General features: G+C 70.7%; 8 protein-coding genes. 1 reads left to right on the forward strand and 7 read right to left on the reverse strand.

The annotated features are described in order from the left end of the window. Positions 1 to 68: 68 nt before the first annotated feature. From OG700_RS02480 to OG700_RS02510, 7 genes are all read right to left on the reverse strand, one after another. Entirely contained in the window at positions 69 to 11,099 is an 11,031-nt protein-coding gene (locus OG700_RS02480; protein WP_405608157.1) for an amino acid adenylation domain-containing protein, read from the reverse strand. Positions 11,100 to 11,172: 73 nt separating this feature from the next. Next, a complete protein-coding gene (locus OG700_RS02485; protein ID WP_405608160.1) occupies positions 11,173 to 12,960 on the reverse strand; it encodes an ABC transporter ATP-binding protein in 1,788 nt (595 codons plus the stop codon). A gap of 163 nt (positions 12,961 to 13,123) precedes the next feature. Continuing rightward, entirely contained in the window at positions 13,124 to 14,179 is a 1,056-nt protein-coding gene (locus tag OG700_RS02490; protein ID WP_405608163.1) for an iron-siderophore ABC transporter substrate-binding protein, read from the reverse strand. A 149-nt stretch (positions 14,180 to 14,328) separates the two neighbouring features. Continuing rightward, the gene (locus OG700_RS02495; protein ID WP_405621385.1) at positions 14,329 to 15,147 is read right to left on the reverse strand and encodes an ABC transporter ATP-binding protein; all 819 of its coding nucleotides are present in this window, start codon (positions 15,145 to 15,147) and stop codon (positions 14,329 to 14,331) included. A gap of 139 nt (positions 15,148 to 15,286) precedes the next feature. Then, positions 15,287 to 16,444, reverse strand: a complete 1,158-nt coding sequence (locus OG700_RS02500) for a FecCD family ABC transporter permease (protein WP_405608166.1) — start codon at positions 16,442 to 16,444, stop codon at positions 15,287 to 15,289. Then, complete coding sequence (locus tag OG700_RS02505; RefSeq protein WP_405608169.1) at positions 16,441 to 17,499, reverse strand: FecCD family ABC transporter permease; 1,059 nt, start codon at positions 17,497 to 17,499, stop codon at positions 16,441 to 16,443. The genes OG700_RS02500 and OG700_RS02505 overlap by 4 nt, the downstream gene beginning before the upstream one ends. A gap of 38 nt (positions 17,500 to 17,537) precedes the next feature. Beyond that, positions 17,538 to 18,881: a lysine N(6)-hydroxylase/L-ornithine N(5)-oxygenase family protein gene (locus tag OG700_RS02510; protein WP_405608172.1), complete on the reverse strand. Its 1,344-nt coding sequence runs from the start codon at positions 18,879 to 18,881 to the stop codon at positions 17,538 to 17,540. 246 nt (positions 18,882 to 19,127) lie between these two features. Here OG700_RS02510 and OG700_RS02515 point away from each other — a divergent pair, with 246 nt between their 5' ends. Continuing rightward, complete coding sequence (locus tag OG700_RS02515; RefSeq protein ID WP_405608175.1) at positions 19,128 to 20,075, forward strand: methionyl-tRNA formyltransferase; 948 nt, start codon at positions 19,128 to 19,130, stop codon at positions 20,073 to 20,075. The last annotated feature ends 73 nt before the right edge of the window (positions 20,076 to 20,148 follow it).

Raw genomic sequence — 20,148 nt, forward strand, 5'->3', positions numbered from 1 at the left:
GCTCGGAAGGCTGCTCGGAAGGCTGCTCGGAGGGCCGCTGGGACGACCCCCGCGTGGGCGGCTGCGGGTCAGGAGTTGTCATCAAGGTGGCGGGCAATCGCTTCCGGGGTTCGCAGGGTCAGGAGATCACGGATCGTGACCACAGGGCCGTACTCCCGGCGGAGCAGCCCGATCAGCCGCACCGCCAGCATGGAGTGTCCTCCGAGGGACACGAAGTCGCTCACCGCGCTCACCTCGTCGTCGTCCAGGTCCAGTGCCTCGGCGAAGAACTCGCACACCACGGTCTCGGTCCCGGCCTCCGGCCGGCGTTCGACGGCCGTGGTCAGCGCGCCCAGCGGCCTGGCCTCCGGCAGGGCCTTGGTGTCAGCCTTCCCGTTCACCGTCAGCGGGATGCCGTCGACGCGGGCGTAATGCGTCGGGCGCAGGAAGTCCGGCAGCCCGGCGCCCACTTCGGCGGCGATGCCGGCCAGGTCGGCGCCGTCCAGGACGAGATAGGCGGCCAGCCGGTACGCGCCGTCGACCCGCGGGTCGGGCTGGGCGACCGCGGCGACGAACCGCACCGCCGGGTGCGCGGCGAACGCGGCCTCGACCTCGCCCAGTTCGACCCGGTGCCCCCGGATCTTGACCTGCTGGTCGGTACGGCCCAGGTACGTCAGGTTCCCGTCGGGCCGCCGGAACACCAGGTCCCCGGTGCGGTACATACGCTCGCCGGGTGCGCCGAACGGGCACGCGACAAAGCGGTGCGCGGTCTGGGCGGGCTGCCCGAGATAGCCGCGGGCGATGCCGACGCCCGCCACGTACAGCTCACCGGGAACACCGTCCGGCAGGGGCCGCAGCCACGGGTCCAGGACGTACACGTCGGTGTTGTCGATCGCCACGCCCACCACCGGGTCCTGGCATTCGAAGGTGCCGACGCCCAGGGTGTTGATGGTGTACTCGGTGGGGCCGTACAGGTTGTAGCCGACGGTCCCCCGGGTCTCGGCGAGCCGCCGCCACAGCATCGGGGTCACGGCCTCGCCGCCCAGCAGCACCAGCGCCGGCCGCCGCTCGGGGTTGTCCAACAGGCCCTCGGCCAGCAGCTGTTGCGCATAGGTCGGGGTCACGTTGATGACGTCGATCCCGTGCTCCAGGCAGTACTCGACCAACCGGGGCGCGTCACGGCGCAGTTCCTCGTCGCAGATGTGCACCTCGTGCCCGTCGGCGAGCCACAGCAGCTCCTCCCACGACATGTCGAACGCGAACGACACGGTGTGCGCGATCCGCATGACCCGGTGGTCGTGCTCGGCGAGGACCGGCTCGAAGATCCGGCGCCGATGGTTGATCAGCATGTTGGTGAGGCCCGCGTACTCGGTCACCACGCCCTTCGGCTTCCCGGTCGATCCGGAGGTGTAGATCGTGTACGCGGGGTGCCGCAGCCGGTTCGGGTCGTCGGGCGCGAACGTGCGATACGGCTCCGCCTGCGGCAGCGGGCGGTCCAGCTCGATCAGGTCGCCGGTCAGCCGGGGCGACACGGCGCTCACGGTGAGGGTCACGTCCGGGCGGGCGTCCGCGACGATCGTGGCGATCCGCTCGTCCGGGTGGTCCAACTCCAGTGGCACGTAGGCCGCGCCGACGCGCAGTACGGCGAACAGCGCCACGATCGAGTCGAGCGAGCGCGGTATCGCGAGAGCCACGGTCGTCTCGGGTCCGATCCCCCGCCGGGCGAGCACACCCGCCACCGCGCGGCTGCGGTCCCGGAGTTGGGCGAAGGTCATGGTCGCGCCGTCGGCGACCAGCGCGACCCGGCGGGGATCGCTGTCCGCCGCGCGGTCGAACCGGTCGACCACGGTGTCCGTGCCGACGTCCGTACGTGCGGCGGGCTCGGGCTCCGGTCCCACGCCGCGCAGCGCGCCGACCGGTCCGGTCGAGGTGGCCAGGTCTTCGAGGACGCGCAGGTAGTCGTCGAGGAGACGACGGGCGTTCGCCGTGTCGTCGTCGCGGTGCTCCAGTTTGACCGTCAGCCGGTCGCCGGGCGTGACGACCCAGGTGAACGGGTAGTGCGTGGAGTCGTCGGCCTTCACGGAGGTGATGCCGTGCCGGGCGTTCATCGCGGCGAACGCGTCCATGTCCAGGAAGTTCTGGAGCACGAACAGGTTGTCGAACAGGGTGTCGTGCCCACTGGCCCGCTGGATCTCGCCGAGCCCCAGGTGCTCGTGCTCCATCGCCTCGACCCGGGCCGCCTGGACGGCCGACAGGTACGCGCGCACCGTGTCGTCCGGCCGGGCCCGCGTCCACATGGGCACCGTGTTGAGCAGCACACCGACGATGTCGGACAGGCCCTCGCCCTCCCGGCCCGACACGGTCACACCGAACACGGCGTCACCGCGGCCCGTGTGCGCGCCGAGGAGGAGGCCGAACGCGCCGGTCAGCACAGTGTTCAGGGTGACGCCGTGCGCCTTGGCCGATTCCCGCAGCAGTTGGGACAGTTCGGCCGAGACGGTGTGCACGAGGGCGCGCGGCAGGTCGTCCGAGCGGGCCGGCTCCGGCCCGGCGAGCAGCGTCGGGCCGGGGAGTGCGGCCAGGTGCCCGGCCCAGAAGCGTTCCGATACGGCGGGGTCCTTGGCGGCGAGCGTCCGGGCGTGGTCCTCGAAGCTCGGTGTGGCCGGGGCCGCGACCAGTGGCTCACCGGCGACGGCGGCCTGATAGGCGTCGAACAGGTCCCGCAGCAGGATCTCGCGGGACCAGCCGTCCCACAGCAGCAGGTGGTAGCTGAGCAGCAGGCCGTCCCGGTCGTCGGGCAGCCGCACCACGGTCAGCCGGACCAGCGGCGGCTCGGCCGGGTCGAATCCCGTGTCGCGGTCCCGGGTGCGCAGGGCCTCGACGTCCGCGTCCGTCGTCAACTGGACGGTGCGGACACCGACCCGCCGGCCGGCCTTGAGGCTCTGGACGGGGTTTCCGTCGTCGTCGGTGGTGAAGCCGGCGCCCACGACCGGGTGCCGGGCGATCACGTACGCCATGGCCTCGGCCAGCGCGTCGGTGTCCAGCCGCCGGTCGAAGGTGAACCAGCTCTGCGCGACGTAGTGTCCGGCCGCGCCGGCCAACTGGGCCTGGAAGAACAGGCCCCGCTGGAGCGGGGTGACCGGAGCCGTCCGCCCGGCCGTCGCGGAGGCGTCCGCGATGCGCTCAAGTGCGGTGCGCCAGTGGTCGGTTATCGCGTCGGGGACGCCTTCGGCGAGGGTGAACGCGGCGTGCAGGCTTCCGGTGGCGTCGTCGGTCCACGCGTTGACCTCGACGGCGTACGGGCTGCCCGGATCGCCGCCGTTGAGGCGCGGTGCCTGCGACTCGCCGCCCCGGCCGAGGTAGTTGAACAGCACCTGCGGGCGGGCGGTCAGCAGCGGGGCCGTCTGCGGGTTGAGGTAACGGAGTTGGCCGTACGCGACGTGCCCGCACTCGTCCGGCTGCCGCTCGGCGACCTCGCGCGCCGCCGCGACGGGGTCGGTGTGCGGCGTGAGCCGCACGGGCGCGATGGAGGTGAACCAGCCGACCGTACGGGTGTAGTCGTGGTGGTCGAGGGCGGGGACCCGGCCGTGCCGCTCCAGTTCGATCGCGAGGTCGGTGGGCGACGGCTGACTGTGTGTCAGCGCGGCGCGCAGGGCGCCGCACAGCAGCTCGGTGAGACCCACACCGAGCGCGGCGGGCGCGGTGCGCGTCACTCGGTCGCTCACCTCGGGCGCGAGGACGACGGTGGTCTCACGCGGCCTCTCGACCGCGCCGAGCAGCGCGGGGGCCTGGAGTGTGGTGATCCAGTGCCCGAGACCGTCGATCGCCTGGGCGGACCCGGCGGCCAGTGCCTCGGCGTACTCGGCGTACGACGTGGTGGGCGGTGGCAGGTCCGCCCCGCGCATCGCGGTGGCCAGGTCGTCCAGCAGGATCAGCCAGGACACCGCGTCGACGGCGATGTGGTGGACGGTGACCACGAGCGTGCGGCCGGCCTCCAGCCAGGAGAACGCGATGACGTCTCCGGACTCGGGATCGAGGCGTCCGGCGGCCTCGTTCGCCGCGGCCGTCGCGTCGGCGGCGTCCGTCCGGACGACGGTGACCTCGCGGGCGGGATCGGTACGCAGGGTCCACACGCCGTGCTCGACGCGCAGCCGCAGGCGCAGAACCGGGTGAGCGGCCACAACGGCGTTCGCGGCGCGCTCGGCGTCGGCGAAGCCGGTGCCCTCGGCCGCCACCAGTGCCCTGGCCTGGGCGAACCGGGCGAGCGAGCCACCCAGTTCGCGCCGGCGCAGGATGATCGGCGTCGGTGTCAGCGGGCCGTCCGCGGGGCGGGCGGGCGCGGCCGTCTCGGTCTGCGGTGCGCTGTCGGCGAGGTGCTCGGCCAGGGCGCGCGGGGTCCGGAACAGGAATACGTCGCGGGGCGCGATCGGCAGGCCGAGCGCCCTGGCCCGGTTGATCACGGTGATGGCGACGATGCTGTCGCCCCCGGCCATGAAGAAGTCGGTGTCACTGGCGATGTCGGTGCCCGGCAGGGTGTCGGCGAAGATGCCGACCAGCGCGGCGAGCGTGGATTCACTCGTGGCCACGGAGCTGTCGTCGTCCTGCGCCGATGCCGGTGCCTGGGCCGGTGCCTGGGCGGCGCGTTCGGTCAGGGCCTCGCGGTCCAGTTTTCCGTTGACCGTCAGCGGCAGGGCGTCGACCGGCAGCACCCGGCCCGGCACCATGTGCGCGGGCAGTTTCGTGGACAGCGGGCCGGTGACATTGCCGGGCACCCGGCCCACGATGTGCGCGACGAGGTGATCGCCGCTGTCCGCGACGGTGACGGCCGCGTCGACCACGCCGACCAACTCCCTGATGGCGGACTCCACTTCGCCGAGTTCGATACGGAAGCCCTTGAGCTGCACCTGGTCGTCGGCGCGGCCGGTGAACTCCAGTTCGCCGTCGAGCGTGCGGCGGGCGAGGTCGCCCGTGTGGTACATGCGGGAGCCGTCGCCCGCGAACGGGTTCGCCACGAACCGGCCGGCCGTGAGGCCGGGCCTGCCCAGGTAGCCGAGCGACACCTGGTCGCCCGCGACGTAGATGGCGCCCACCCGGCCCGGCGGCACCGGGCGGAGCCGGTCGTCGAGCAGGTGGGTGACCAGGCCGGGGATGGGACCGCCGATCGGGCTGACATCGTCGCCGGAGCTGACGGGGCCGACGGGGTCGGCGAGGCCGAAGTCGTCGTCGGTCAGCACCCGGTGGGTGACATGGACGGTGGTCTCGGTGATGCCGTACATGTTGACCAGCTCGGGCGAACGGGTGCCGTGCCGCTCGACCCACCCGCGCAGCCGCCCGGGATCCAGCGCCTCGCCTCCGAAGATGATCCGGCGCAGCGCAGTGACCGGTTCGCCGGCATGCCGGTCGGCCTCGATGAACTGGTAGAAGGCCGACGGGGTTTGGTTGAGAACGGTCACCCCACGCTCGCGGACCAGCCGGTGGAAGTCGACCGGGGAGCGCGTCAACCCGTACTCCGGCACCAGCAGTTCGCCGCCGTGCGCCAGCGCGCCCCACAGCTCCCAGACCGCGAAGTCGAAGGAGAAGGAGTGGAACTGCACCCATACGTCGTGCGGCCCGAAGCCCATGTCGGGACGGGTGTTCGCGAGCAGTGACACCACGCTGGAGTGCGGGACGACGACGCCCTTGGGCCGGCCGGTCGATCCGGACGTGTAGATCACGTACGCGGGGTCGCGCCAGTCGACGTCACTCTCAACGGTCTCTACGGCGTCGAGCGGCGGCTCGTCCCCCTGCACGAGTACGCGGGCCGACACGCCTGCCCGCGACAGCAGTTGGGTAAATCGCTCTCGCTGGTCGCGGTCCACGAGAACGACCTGCGGGGCGGCGTCGGCGAGGACGTACTCCAGCCGTTCGTCCGGGTACGCCAGGTCCAGCGGTACGTACGCGCCACCGGCGGTGACGACCGCGACCAGGGCGACGACCTGCTCGACGGAGCGCGGGACGGCGACGGCGACCCGCTTGCCGGGGCCGACTCCGGCCGCGCGCAGTCCGGCGGCCAACTCGTCCTTGGCTTCGGCCAGTTCGCCGTAGGTGAGGGACCGGGTGACGCCGTCGAGAGCGCACTGGGTGACGGCGGTGGCGGCCGGGTCGCGGTCCGCCGCGGCGTCGAACAGCGCGCCGAGGGTCGTCGGGGTGAGGGACGCGGGAAGCCGGCCGGTCTCGGGTGCCAGGTCGGCGACCGGGGCGTCCGGCCGGGTGAGCAGTCCGGTGAGGGTGCGGGTGAACGTACGCAGGATGTCGCGGGCACTCGTCTCCCGCACCAGTTCACCGTCGTAGATCAGGTTGAAGCGCGGGCGGCCGTCGCCCGCGCGCTCCACGACCAGGGTCAACGGGTAGTGCGGGGCGCCCTCGTTGACGATGTCGGCGATGCCCAGCCCGTCGCCGGATCCGCGCAGCGCGGCCACGTCGGTCGCGATGTCGAACACCACCAGGGTGTCGAACAGGGCGCCGGCACCGGCCTGGCGGCCGATCCTGGCCAGCGAGACATGTTGGTGCGGCAGTACCGCGCTCTGGTGTTCCCGGACGGCGGCGAGCAGCTCGCGCGCAGTGGTGGTGGCGGCCCAACGGGCGCGTACGGGGATCGTGTTGATGAACAGGCCGACCATGTCCCCGATGCCGGGCACATCCGCGTCCCGCCCGGACACCGTGGAGCCGAACACGACGTCATCGCCGTGCAGGATGGCGCCCAGCGTCAGCGCCCAGGCGCTGTGCACGGCCACGCTCAGCGGCACGCCGGCCGACCGGACGGCCGCGTCGATGTCGTCCTCGACCTCCAGGAACGTGTCGGCGAACCGGTCGGACGGGGTGTGCCCCTCGGCGACCAGCGAGGGGCCGGGCAGTTCGGCGAGTTCGTCGCGCCACACCCGGTCGCTCTCGTCGTCGTCCCGGTCGGCGAGCCACCTCAGGTAGTCGGGGAAGCCGCCGAGCGGGTACACGGTGCCCGGCGCGTCGTACTCGGCCAGCAGCGCGCGCAGCATCGGCGGCACCGACCAGCCGTCGGCGATGATGTGGTGCACGGTCTGCACCAGGACGTTCCGGCCGGAGCCGGCGCGGATGAGGGTGTACCGCATCAGCGGTCCGGTGGCCAGGTCGAACCCGGCGACGCGGTCCCGCTCGGCGTACGCGCGGATCTCGTCGTCGGTGATGCCGGGGCGGTCCAGGACGGTGAACGGCGCCTGGACACCGCTCTCCAGGACGGAGACCACCCGGCCGTCCGCGAGGGCGGTGAACCGCGCCGCCAGGTTCGGGAACAGCGTGAGCAGCCGGGTGGCCGCCGCCGCGAGCCGGTTGGCGTCCACGTCCCCGCCCCCGCCCATGTCGCCGTCCAGCGTGAGCAGTTGCTGCTCGACGTAGCTGCCCGTCGAGTCGTCGTCGTAGACCGAGTGGAAGTACAGGCCCTCCTGCAACGGGGTCAGCGGCAGGATGTCCCGCAGCGCGGGGCCGTCCAGGGAGTCGACATCGGCCTGTGTGAGCGGCACCAGGGGGAAGTCGCTGGGTGAGTGGCCGCCCTGGTCGAGCGCGGTCAGCGCCGCCAGCCCGGTCAGGGCACGGTGGAAGTACGCGCCGAGCGTCGCGATGTCCTCGTCGGTGAACATCCCGTCGGGCCAGGAGACGGTGGTGACCAGGTCGTACTCGCCACTCGACGCGGATTCGGCGATCGCGTTGAACTCCAGGGCACGCGGCAGGCGCATCCTCGGGTCCCGCTTCTCACCCAACTGACCTGTGTTACCGGCGAGTTGCCAGTCCCCGGACGCTCCCGCGTCGAAGCGCCCGAGGTAGTTGAACAGCACCTGCGGTGCGGGCGCGGCGAACTCGGAGTGGGCCAGGTACCGCAGGGCGCCGTACGACACACCGTTGTCCGGCACTCGGGCGAGGTCTTCCTTGACCGCCTTGAGCGCGGCGGCCAGATACTCGGGTGCGGTGAGATCAGCCGCCGCTCCGGGGTCCACGGTCACCGGGAACAGGGTGGTGAACCAGCCCACGGTCCGCGACAGTTCGGGCTCGAAGCCGGCCGTGCCGGCCACGAACCGCCCCTCGCGTCCGTGGCCTTCGAGTTCGATGTGGGCGTGACTCTGGTTCTGCCCGAGGTCTCGACGCCACCGGGCGAGGGTGACGGCGAGCGCGGTCAGCAGCACGTCGTTGACGCCCGCGTGGAACTTCGCCGGAATCTCGCCCAGCAGCGCGGCCGTGACCTCGGGGCCGGCCGAAACGGTCCGCGTCCGCTCGCGGGCGACGGTGTCGGCATCGGACAGCGCGCGCCTGCCCACCGGCAGGTCGGCGCCCGGCAGTTGACGCCGGAAGTAGGCGCTGTCCGCGTCGAACGCCGCGCGCTCCAGCAACTGCGTCCAGCGCCGGAACGAGGTGCCCACCGGGGGCAGTTCGACGGGCGCGCCCGAGGTGAACCGCTGCCACGCCGTGGCCAGATCGTCCACCAGGATCCGCCAGGACACACCGTCGACCACCACATGGTGGACGGCCACGACCAGTTGGCGCGCCTCGCGGCGCCAGACCACGCTCAGCATCACGCCGTTGTCCGGGTCGAGCGCGTCGGTGGCGAGCGCGACGCACTGATCCAGCGAACGGTCACTCTCCTGCCAGTACGTGACGGCCCGGTCCGCCTCCCGGTCCGCCTCCGGGTCCGCCTCCGGGTCCGCCTCCGGGATGTCGAAGCTCCAGTGGTCTCCGCGCACCAGCCTGGCGCGCAGCATGTCGTGCCGCCCCACCACTGCGGCGAGGATCTTGTCCAGGGCGTCGGCGGTCAGCTCCGCCGGGGCGTTCAGCACCACCGACTGCACGAAGCCGTCGATCGCGTCCGTGGTCTCGCCGAGCCACCGCACGATGGGCGATCCCACGACGGAACCGGTCGGCACGTCGCGGTGGTCCACGGTGGAGACGTCCTCACGGCTCGCCACCGCCGCCAGCGCCCGCACGTTGCCGTTGGTGAAGATCTGCCGCGCCGTGACATAGAGGCCCGCCTCGCGCAGCGCGCTCAGCAGCGAGATCGCCAGAATGCTGTCCCCGCCGAGCTGGAAGAAGTCCTGGTTGACCCCGATCTCGTCCAGCCGCAGCACCGCCGCGACCGCCGCACACACCACACGCTCGTCCTCGGTGACGGGCGCGACGACCGGACCCGTGCCGATCACGGGCTCCGGCAGCGCGTTCCGGTCGAGCTTGCCGTTCGCGGTGAGCGGGAATTCCGTCATCACGACGGTGTGGGCGGGCACCATGTACTCCACCATGTGCTCGACGGCCCACGCCTTGACCTGGTCCGCCCGCAGATCCTCGCTGCCGGCGGCCGGGATCACGTACCCGACCAGGTAGGTGCCGCCCGCCGCGTTCTTCTTCGCGACGACGCAGGTGTGCCGTACCGAGGGGTGTTCCGCGAGACCGGCCTCGACGTCCTCGATCTCCAGCCGCATACCGCGGATCTTGATCTGGTTGTCGGCCCGGCCGAGGAAGTCCAGCGACCCGTCCGGGGCGAACCGCGCGAGGTCACCGGTGCGGTACAGCCGGGACCCGTCGTCGGCGAAGGGGTTCGCCACGAACCGCGACGCCGTCAGGCCGGGCGCGTTGACGTACCCGCGCCCCAGCAGGAACCCTCCCGCGTACAGCTCGCCGCCCACCCCGACCGGAACCGGGCGCAACTCGTCGTCCAGCACGTACAACTGGGTGTTGGGGTTGGCCTTGCCGATGGACGTCGACAGGCGTTCCGCCGCGCCCCGGTAGATGACGTGCGAGACGCCGATCGTCGTCTCGGCCGGGCCGTAGCCGTGGTAGAGCGGGATGTCGAGCCGGGTGCGGAACCGCTCGTACAGCTCCGGGGTCAGCACTTCGCCGCCGCACCACACGTGCCGCAGGCTGTCGAGGCGCCCGGTGTCGCCGGCCATCTCCAGCAGTACGTCCAGCATGGACGAGACCAGGTAGGTGAAGGTGACGCGCTGCTCGGCGATCACGCTCAGCAGGTGGTGCGGATCGCGCTCACCGCCGGGCCGCAGGACCACCAGTCTGCCGCCGGACACCAGCGGCAGGAAGATCTCGTTGATGGAGATGTCGAAGGACAGCGGCGCCTTGAACAGCGAAGCGTCGTCGTGGCCGAAGCGCAGAATCTCGTCAACCTGCCACAGCAGGCGCTCACTTATCGCCTCGTGCCGGATCATCGCGCCCTTGGGCCGCCCGGTCGAACCGGACGTGAAGATCACGTACGCCAGGGCCGCGCCAGGGACGGATATCCCGGTTCCCTCGGCGGGGTAGGCACCGAACCGCCAGTCGTCGAGGTCCACGGCCTCGGCTTCCGGTTCACCCGCGCCGGGCTCGCCCGAGGAGTTGAGTTGCCGGACGACCCGGGCGTCCTCGATGACGACGGCGCGGCGCGCGGCGGGCCACTGCGGATCGAGCGGTACGAACGCGCAGCCCGCCTGGAGCACGGCGAGCAGCCCGATCACCATCTCGGCGGAGCGGCCCAGTGAGATGCCGACGACCTGTTCGGCGGTGAGGCCGCGTTCGATCAGCCGGTGCGCCAACTGGCTGGACAGCTCGGCGGTCTGACGGTAGGTCAGTGATCGGTCCTCGTCGACGACGGCGATCGCGTCCGGCCTGGTCCGGGCCTGCTCGCGGAACATCTCCACGACGGTCGGGCGGACCCGGTCGGCCGCGGTGTCGTTCCACTTGGTCAGGGCCTCGATCCGCGCCGCCGCGCCGGAGGGGCCGATGGTGCCGATGGGGCGGTCGGGGAAGTCGGCCAGGTCGTCCAGCGCGAGCTGCGCGTCGGCCGGGAGGACACCTTCGGGGACGGCGATGCGCCAACCGTCCAGGCCGTCCGCGCCGACTTCCCAACCGCCGGGACCGGCACCGCCGTTGTCGACCCAGCCGAGGACATCGGCGAACAGCGTGCCGGGCGCGAGGTCGATGCCGTCGGGACTGCGGCCCGTCGCCCAGTACGACAGCCCGACGGCGCACGCTTCGGCGATGGTCCGGTCGCAGTGGTCGCCGGTCCGCCGGCGCACGTCGGCCAGGCGCGCGGGAGAAAGCAGTACGAGACGAGCGCTCGGTTCCATCGTCGAAGACATCGAAGACTCAGCATCCCTTCCAGGCATGAAAAGTTAGCCTAGCCTAACTTAGGCTCACCTAAGTGGGGCTGGCCTAACTACCTTCTCGCCACGCGCGCCACAGCCGTGCGTACCGACCGCCCAGAGCCACCAGCTCCTCGTGCGTGCCACGCTCCACCACCCGCCCCGCGTCCAGCACGGCGATCCGGTCCGCCGCCATCGCCTGGGTCAGCCGGTGCGCCACGAACAGCGTGGTCCGGCCCGCGCACGCGGCCAGCACGGCCCGCTCCAGCTCGGCGGCGCCCTCGCTGCCCGCCTCCGCGGTCGACTCGTCGAGCACCACGACCGGAGCCCGGCCCAACACCAGCCGCGCCAGGGCGATCTGGGCGACCTTGGTGACGTCCAGGCGCTCGCCGCCCTCGCCGACCACGGTGTGCAGCCCGTCGGGCAGCGCGTCGACCCACCCTTCGGCGCCGACCGTACGCAACGCGTCCATCAGGCGGGCATCGGTCGCCTCCGGCGCGGCGAGCCGCAGATCGTCGGCGAGCGGACCGGAGAACACATGCGTCTCCTGCGTCAGGATGCTCACCAGGGCCCGCGCCCCCGCCTCGTCCAGACCGGCGAGATCGTGCGACCCGACCCGCACCGACCCGGCCTGCGGGGTCCCGATGCCGGCGATCAGCGCGGCCAGCGTCGACTTGCCCGCACCGGTCGCGCCGACCAGGGCGAGCGAACCACCGGCCGGAATGGTCAAGTTGACGTCACGGAGCACCGGTTCGTCGGTGTCGGGATAGCTGAACGTCAGCCCCTCGACCGTGATCGGATACGGCGCGGCCTCCGCCGAAGCGACGGAACCGTCACCCACCAGCCGGTCCTCCGCGTCCTCCCCCAGCACCCCGACCAGACGGGTCAGGCTCGCGCCCGACTTCTGCGCCTCGTCGAAGGTGAACATGATCGCGCCCAGCGGGGTGAACAGCCGGTGGAACATCAGCGGGGCCGCCGACACCTCGCCGAGGGTGGCGGCATCGGCCTCCAACAGGGCGTATCCCACCACGAGGATGAGGACGAGCCCGATGAACTCGGCGCGGTTCTCCCTGCCGACGAACCGGCCGAAGAACCGGAACACCTCGATACCGAGATCGCGCACCCGCCACGACTCACGGGTAACCGTCTCGCGGACGGACTCCTCAAGGCGGTACGCCCGTACGGTGTCGATCCCGTTCAGTCCGCTGATCAGCGCCTGCGCGCGGTCGGCCTGGGCCACCCGCTGCTCGCGGTAGAGCGGGGCGGAGCGGGGGAGGTACCAGCGCAGGGCCAGCGCGTACGCGGGCAGCGCGCCGGCGCCCGCCAGGCCGAGCCGCCAGTCAAGACCGAACATGCCGACGGTGGCGATGAAGACCAGCACGCCCGCCGAGAACACCGTGGGGATAGCCGTGCGGATCCCCTTGGACAGCACGGCCACATCGTCACCGACACGGGACAACACGTCGCCCCGGCCGACCTGTTCGACGCGGGTGCTCGGCATTGCGAGCACCGCGCGGACGGCGAGCTCCCGCAGCCGCGCGAGCAGATCCGCGCCCAACCGCCCGATCAGATACGTCGACACGGCGGTGGCCGCCGCGCCGAGCAGCGCGGCGGCCGCCATCAGCACACCGACCGTCACCAGGACCGAGCGCGATTCGCCCTCGACCACCCCGTCGACCACCCGGCCCAGCAGCAGCACCGGGAGCACCTGGAGCGCCGCCCCGACCACGGTGGTGAGCACGGTGGCGACCGTCAGCCACGGGGCCTGGCGGCAGTGCGCCATGACCCACCGGGTGGCCTCCCGTCCGGTCGCCGTGCGCAGGGCCGCCGGGGCGACACGCGTACCGGTGGCGCTCACCCGCGAACCAGGGCGGGTCGGGGACGGAGTCCGTGACGCGGTCGGTGACGCGGCCGGGGACGGAGTCCGTGACGCGGTCGGTGACGCGGCCGGGGACGGAGTCCGTGACGCGGTCGGTGACGCGGCCGGGGACGGAGTCGGTGACGGGTGTGACGGATCACCCTCACTCGGCGGCCGACTTGACGAGCTCGTCGATCGCGAACGGCAGGGAGAGCAGGGTGCCCTGCGACATGGCCGCGCCGACCGCCGGGCCCTCACTGTCCAGCACGTACGACACCTTCCCGCCCTTGACGGCCGACAGGTTGGCGAACAGCTTGAACTTCTTCAACGCCTCCTGGTCCGCCTGGTCGTTGATGACGAAGATGCGGTCGACGTCGACCAGGTCGACGCGCTCGGGCGACAGTACGGTGGAGAACTGGCCGTCCGCGATCTTGTCGATCTCCGTCGCGCCCTTGAAGCCGATACCCGTCAGCAGCCGTCCGCGCACGTCGGTGGTGGTGAACGCCGCGATCGAACCCTCGTACCAGGACACCGCGACAGCGGTCTGGTCCGCGAACTCGGGGTGTGCCTTCTTCGCGGCGTCGAGCTTGTCCTGGATGGCCTGCACCTGCTTGGTGCCCTCATCCTCCTTGCCGAGCGCCTTGGCAATGTGGACCGCGTTGTCCTGCCACGGCGCGCTGAACGGCTCCTTCTCGGCCTTCGTACGGCCCACCGTCGGGGCGATCTTGGAGAGCTTGTCGAAGGCGGCCTGGTCGATCTCGGAGTAGACCCCGATGATCAGGTCCGGCCGCAGGGCGGCGATCTTCTCGTAGTTGGGGCCGGAGTCGCCGTTCTTCATGACGACCTCGGGGCGGGTGTCGCCCCACTTGTCCTTCACCCAGGGCCACTGGGTGTTGATGTCGGGGGACTTGCCCGCCGGGTTCGGATACTGGTCGACCATGCCGACCGGCTTGATACCGAGAGCCAGGATGGCCTGGTCGTCCGTGTAGCCGACGGAGACGACCCGCTGGGGAGCCTTGGTGATCTTCGTGGATCCGAACGCGTGCTCCACGGTGACCGGGAAAGTGCCGCCGGCGGCAGCGGCCGGGGCGTCGTCGCCCGGCTTGTCCGTCGAATCGGAACCACAGGCCGTGAGGAGGCCGACGCCCAGGGCCGCGGCGGACAGTGTCGCCGCCAGTCGCCGCCATGGCTTCACGAGCGTCGTTCGATGGAAGAGCATCCGGAGTCCCTTGCGTTCGCGCTGTCCGCTGCGCCCTTGTGTGAGGGCAGCCAAACCTTATCCCGAGCAGATGAGGTTAGCCTAGCCTAACTTGTGAATTGCCTTTACCGGCAATCGGGTTGGACCGCGTACGGGCACGCGGCCCCGCACTACACGTGCGTACGCCCGAGCGGCACGATGAGCGGGCTGTCGCCCACCGGGGCGTCGATCACCTGGGCGCGCAACCCGAACGCCTCGTACAGCAGCTCGGCGGTGATCACGTCACGCGGATGCCCCTGCTCCAGGATCGACCCCTCCCTCATCACGATCAGGTTGTCGCTGTAACGCGTGGCCAGGTTGAGGTCGTGCAGCACCATGACGACGGTGCGCCCCGACTCGTGCAGATCGTCCACCAGGTCGAGCACGTCGATCGCGTGCGCCAGGTCCAGATACGTGGTCGGCTCGTCCAGGAGCAGGAGATCGGTGCCCTGAGCGAGCGTCATCGAGATCCAGACACGTTGGCGTTGCCCACCCGACAGCGAGTCGACCGGACGGTCTGCCAGATCGGCGACCCCGGTCATGGCCAGCGCGCGCTCCACGACATCGGCGTCGTCCGACGACCACTGCCGCAGCCAACTCTGGTGCGGATGGCGCCCCCTGGCGACCAGGTCGGCCACCGTCAGCCCCTCGGGGGCGACCGGCGCCTGCGGCAGCAGACCGAGCTTCTTCGCCACGTCCCTGGTCCTGAGCCGGCCGATGTCCTCGCCGTCGAGCACCACCGTCCCCTCGGTCGGCTTCAGCAGCCGCGTCAGGGTGCGCAACAGGGTCGACTTCCCACAGCCGTTGGGGCCGATGATCGTGGTGATCACCCCTGGCGGGATCACGACGTCGAGACCGTCGATGACGGTCCGGCCGCCATATCCGACCGTGACGCCTCTGGCCGCCAACCGCGCGGCGTCGGTGACGCCGGACTCGACCGTGGAGTTGATCGCGACGTCGGTCCCGATTCCGGCCTTGGTCCCGGCCTTGGCCCCGGTCCCGATCCCGGCCTTGGCCTCGGACTTGACCTCGGTGGTGTACTGAGCGGCCACAAGCCCCCCTTTATTTAGGTTTGCCTAACCTTTTCTATCATCTATCCATCTGCCTGAGGTTCGCCCGCACAAGCAGATAGACGAGGAACGGCCCGCCGATCGCGGCCGTGACCACACCGACCGGGAGGCTGATCGGCAGCGCCGTACGCGCGACCAGGTCGGCACCGATCAGCAGCAACGCTCCCACCAGGCCGGACGCCACCATCGGCGGCGTCGGGCACCTCGCCAGACGCATCGCCACCTGCGGTGCCACCAGCGCGACGAACGCGACCGGACCCGCCGCGCTCACCGCCACGGCGGCCAGCAGGACCGCACACAGCAGCAGAACCGCCCGCACTGCCGAATACCGGACACCCAGGCCCGCGGCGACCTCGTCACCGAGGTGCATCGGCTTGAACTGGAAGGCCGCACCCGCCACGACGACCATGAGGACGAGCGTGCACCAGATCGCCACCCGGACCTCGTCCCACGACCGGTTGTCCAGCGAACCGACCAGCCACACCTGGGCCTTGGCCACATCCCTGATGTCGGCCCTGACCAGCAGCCAGGTGGTGATCGCCTGCATCATGGCGCTCACCGAGATGCCGATGAGGATGAGCCGGAAGCCGTCGATCCCGCGCCGCCACGCCAGGAAGTACACCAGCAGCCCCGTACCGAGGCCGCCCGCGAGCGCCGCTGCGGAGAGGCCCACGGAGCTGACGACCGCCGCGGCGGTCCCGCCCGACACGGTCAGCAGGAACACCGCGACCGCGCCGGCTCCCCAGGTGATCCCCAGAATGTCCGGGCTGGCCAGCGGGTTGCGCGCGACGGACTGCGTGATGGCGCCGGACACCCCCAGCGCGATGCCCACGACGAGACCGGCCAGGGCACGCGGCATCCGCAGATCCATGACCACGAACTCGTCGACCTGCTCACCCCGGCCGAGGATCGTGGCGATCACGCGCGACAGCCCGATGGGGAAGTCACCGACGGCGATGGACAGGCAGAACACCAGGAAGGCAGCCGCCGTCAGCAGCAGCGTGACCAGCACCATCCAGGGCCGCCATACGAACGACGCTCGGCCGAACCGTACGCCAGGCACCACCGATCCCTGCCCGCCGATCCCGACACCCGTCTCGACATCTGCCCTGTCGTCTGTCCTGCTACCGGCCCCACCGTCTGTCCCGCTGCCGGTCCCGCTGTCTGTCCCGCTCATGCGCTCTTGAACTTTCCTCGCCACACGAGGCCCGCGAAGAACGGGGCCCCGAGGAGGGCGACGACGACACCCGAGTCCAACTCCCCCGGCCGCACCACCAATCGCCCCACGATGTCGGAGACCAGCAGGACGACGGCGCCGAGCAGACCCGCGTACGGCACCAGCCAGCGGTAGTCGGGACCGGTCAGATAGCGGGCCACATGGGCGACCATCAGCCCGAGAAACGCGATGGGGCCGCACGCCGCCGTCGCCGCGCCCGCCAGCAGCGTGATGGCGACGATGCCGACGGTACGGCTCAGCACGAGGTTCACTCCCAGCCCCCGCGCCACGTCGTCACCCAGGTTGAGCAGGTTGAGGGCGGGCAGCGTGGTCAGCGCCAACACCAGCCCGAGCACGATGAACGCGGTCACCGGCCAGATGACGTCGAATCCGACCCCGGCCACGGAGCCCGAGTTCCAGAACCGCAGGGCGTTCAGCGACTTCTGGTCCGACAGCGAGACCGCCGTGGTCATCGCCCCGAGGAAGACCGTGATGCCCTGCCCGGCCAGTGCGAGCGTCAGCGGGTTGCCGGCCCCCCTGCCGATGCTCGCGAGACCGAACACCACGACACCGGCGACCGCCGCCCCCAGGAAGGCGAACCAGACGTACTGGAACGGGTTGGTGAACCCGAACAGGGCAATCGCCGACACCACGGCGAACGAGGCGCCGGCGTTCACCCCGAGCAGGCCCGTGTCCGCGATCGGGTTACGCGTGTACCCCTGGATCAGCGCCCCGCCGACCCCCAGGGCGATGCCCGCCACGATCGCGAGCACCGTCCGGGGCACCCGCACGGTGCGCACGATGAGCCTGATCTCGGTGAGTCGCTGGTCGGGGTCCGGCACGCCGAACAGCCCGTGCCACACCTCGGCGGGACTCAAGGCACGCGCACCGACGGCCAGTGACACCACCGCGGCGATCGCGAGGATCACCACCAGGGCGCCCACACCCATGACCCGGTGCCTGCCGGCTTCTGTTGTGCCCTTGGGCCGAGGGCGTTCCACTGCGGTCGTGCGCATGTCGACGTACGTTATCCCTTATCCCGTAATCCCTTTGATCAGTTCGGCCGGCGGGTGACCGGCCGGGCCTCGCCGGAGGCGGACTTGGCGCTCCGGTCGAGCAGGGAATCCAGGATCTCGCCGACCCGGATCGCGGTGTTGGACAGCAGCGACGACGTGATGCCGTGCGTGTGCTCCGTACCGCCCTGGAGGTAGATGCCGCAGCGCAGGTCGAGGTCCGTCGCGATGCGGTAGTCGCGCTCGACGCGGACGCGGCCCTCGTCGTCGCGGAGGCAGCGCTCCGCGACCTCGCCGAGGAGACCGACGGGGTCGGCGGGACCGTAGCCGGTGGCGAACACCACGACATCGGCGTCGAGGAAGGTCTCCTCACCCGTGACAAGGGACTTCACCGTGGCGCGGGCCTTGTCCGCCGTCTCCTTGACATCGACCAGCCGGGACACGTTGAGGAAACGCAGCCGCTCGGTGCCGAGGACCTTCTCCCGGTACATCTCCCGGTAGAGGTCGTCGATCAAGTCGATGTCCACCACGGAGTAGTTGGTGTTCCCGTGGTAATCCATCAGCCGGCTCTTGACCTCGTCGGGGGCGGCGAAGTACTGGTCGACCGCCTCGGGATCGAAGATCCGGTTGGCGAAGGCGCTGTCGTCGGCGGGGCTGTAACCGTAGCGGGAGAAGACCGCGCAGATCTCGGCCTGCGGGAAGCGGCGGTGCAGGTACGCGACGTTCTCGGCGGCGCTCTGCCCGGCCCCGACGACGACGAACCGCGAGGGCGACGCGTCCGCCAACCCGTCGACCTTCGCCAGCAGTTCGGAGTTGTGCCAGACGCGGTCGCCACGCTCCATGCCCTCCGGCATCCGCGGCCGCAGCCCGGTGCCGATGACGAGGTTGCGGGCCCGGTGGATCACGAGCCCCTCCCCCGACCGTACCGTCACGTCCAGGTACTGCACGGTGCCGTCATGGACGACCGGCGTCACGCCGACGACCTCGTGGCCGTAGGAGACCATGTCGTCGACCTTGGCCGCGGCCCACTCGAAGTAGTCGTGGAACTCGACCCGCAGCGGGAAGAGGTTCTTGTGGTTGATGAAGTCGATCAGCCGCCCCTTGCTCTTCAGGTAGCAGAGGAAGCTGAACTCGCTGGTCGGGTTCCGGAGCGTCACCAGGTCTTTGAGGAAGGACACCTGCATGGTCGCGTCATCGATCAGCATGCCCCGGTGCCAGCCGAAGCGCGGTTGCTGCTCGAAGAAGTGAGCGGTGACCGACTCCTGCCTGCCGACGCGTGCGTTGTGCTCACTGAGCGCGATCGACATGGCCACATTGGACGGCCCGAAGCCGATGCCTATGAGGTCGTAGACCGGTGCTGCGTCGCCAGGAAGAACCTGTGACATGTCACTCCCATTCATACGGGAAAGCCGCCTGTGCGGCGTGGGGGGCAGGTAAGACATAGGAAAGATGGGCACGCCGACGAAGCGGCCACGTCAAAACTTAGGTGAGCCTAAGCTAATCTCTCGCGACTGTCGATAGGGCACCCGGGGTGCGGCGCCCGCCGACTGGGGTGCGCTATGGGGCAGTTGCAAACTAAGGCAAGCCTTGCTTAACTGCCCTGGCCAATCCCTGCTCCGAGGAGGAACCCCATGCGGGTCGTCATGTTCGGCTACCAGACCTGGGGACATCGCACCCTGCGAGCCCTGCTGGACTCCGAGCACGACGTGGTGCTGGTCGTGACACACCCCAAGAGCGACCACGCGTACGAGAAGATCTGGAGCGACTCCGTCGCCGACCTCGCCGAAGAGCACGGCGTTCCGGTGCTGATCCGCAACCGCCCGGACGACGAGGAGCTGTTCGCGCGCCTCAAGGAGGCCGACCCGGACATCATCGTGGCCAACAACTGGCGTACGTGGATTCCCCCGCGTATCTTCGGCCTCCCGCGCCACGGCACGCTGAACGTCCACGACTCGCTGCTGCCGAAGTACGCCGGTTTCTCGCCGCTGATCTGGGCCCTGATCAACGGCGAGTCCGAAGTGGGCGTCACCGCACACATGATGGACGACGAACTCGACGCCGGCGACATCGTCCGGCAGGAGGCGGTCCCGGTCGGACCTGCGGACACCACCACCGACCTCTTCCACAAGACAGTCGACCTCATCGCCCCGGTCACCATCGGCGCACTCGACCTCATCGCTGCGGGCCGGGCGGAGTTCACCAAGCAGGACCGCTCGCAGGCGACCTTCTTCCACAAGCGGTCCGTCGAAGACATCCGCATCGACTGGACCTGGCCGGCCGAAGACCTCGAACGCCTGGTCCGCGCCCAGTCGGAGCCGTACCCCAGCGCCTTCACCTTCCACAAGGGCAAGCGACTTGAGATCCTCGCCGCGGTGGTGTCCCAGGGCCGATACGGCGGTACGCCCGGCCGCGTCTTCTACCGCGAGGGCGACGGCGTGACGATAGTCGCCGGAGCCGACGCCCGCACCGGCCGCAACCACGGCCTGGCCATCACACGCGTACGCACCGAGGACGGCCGGGAACTGCCCGCGACGGAGTACTTCACCTCCATGGGCGGCTACTTGACCGGCCGCCCCTGACCCGCTGCCCCTTGGCGTGCGCCGTGTGTCGCCAGTACGGTCCCGTTGACCTGATGGTCCACCATGGCCCAAG

The organism is Streptomyces sp. NBC_01508 (genome assembly GCF_045040315.1).
Lineage (GTDB): Bacteria > Actinomycetota > Actinomycetes > Streptomycetales > Streptomycetaceae > Streptomyces.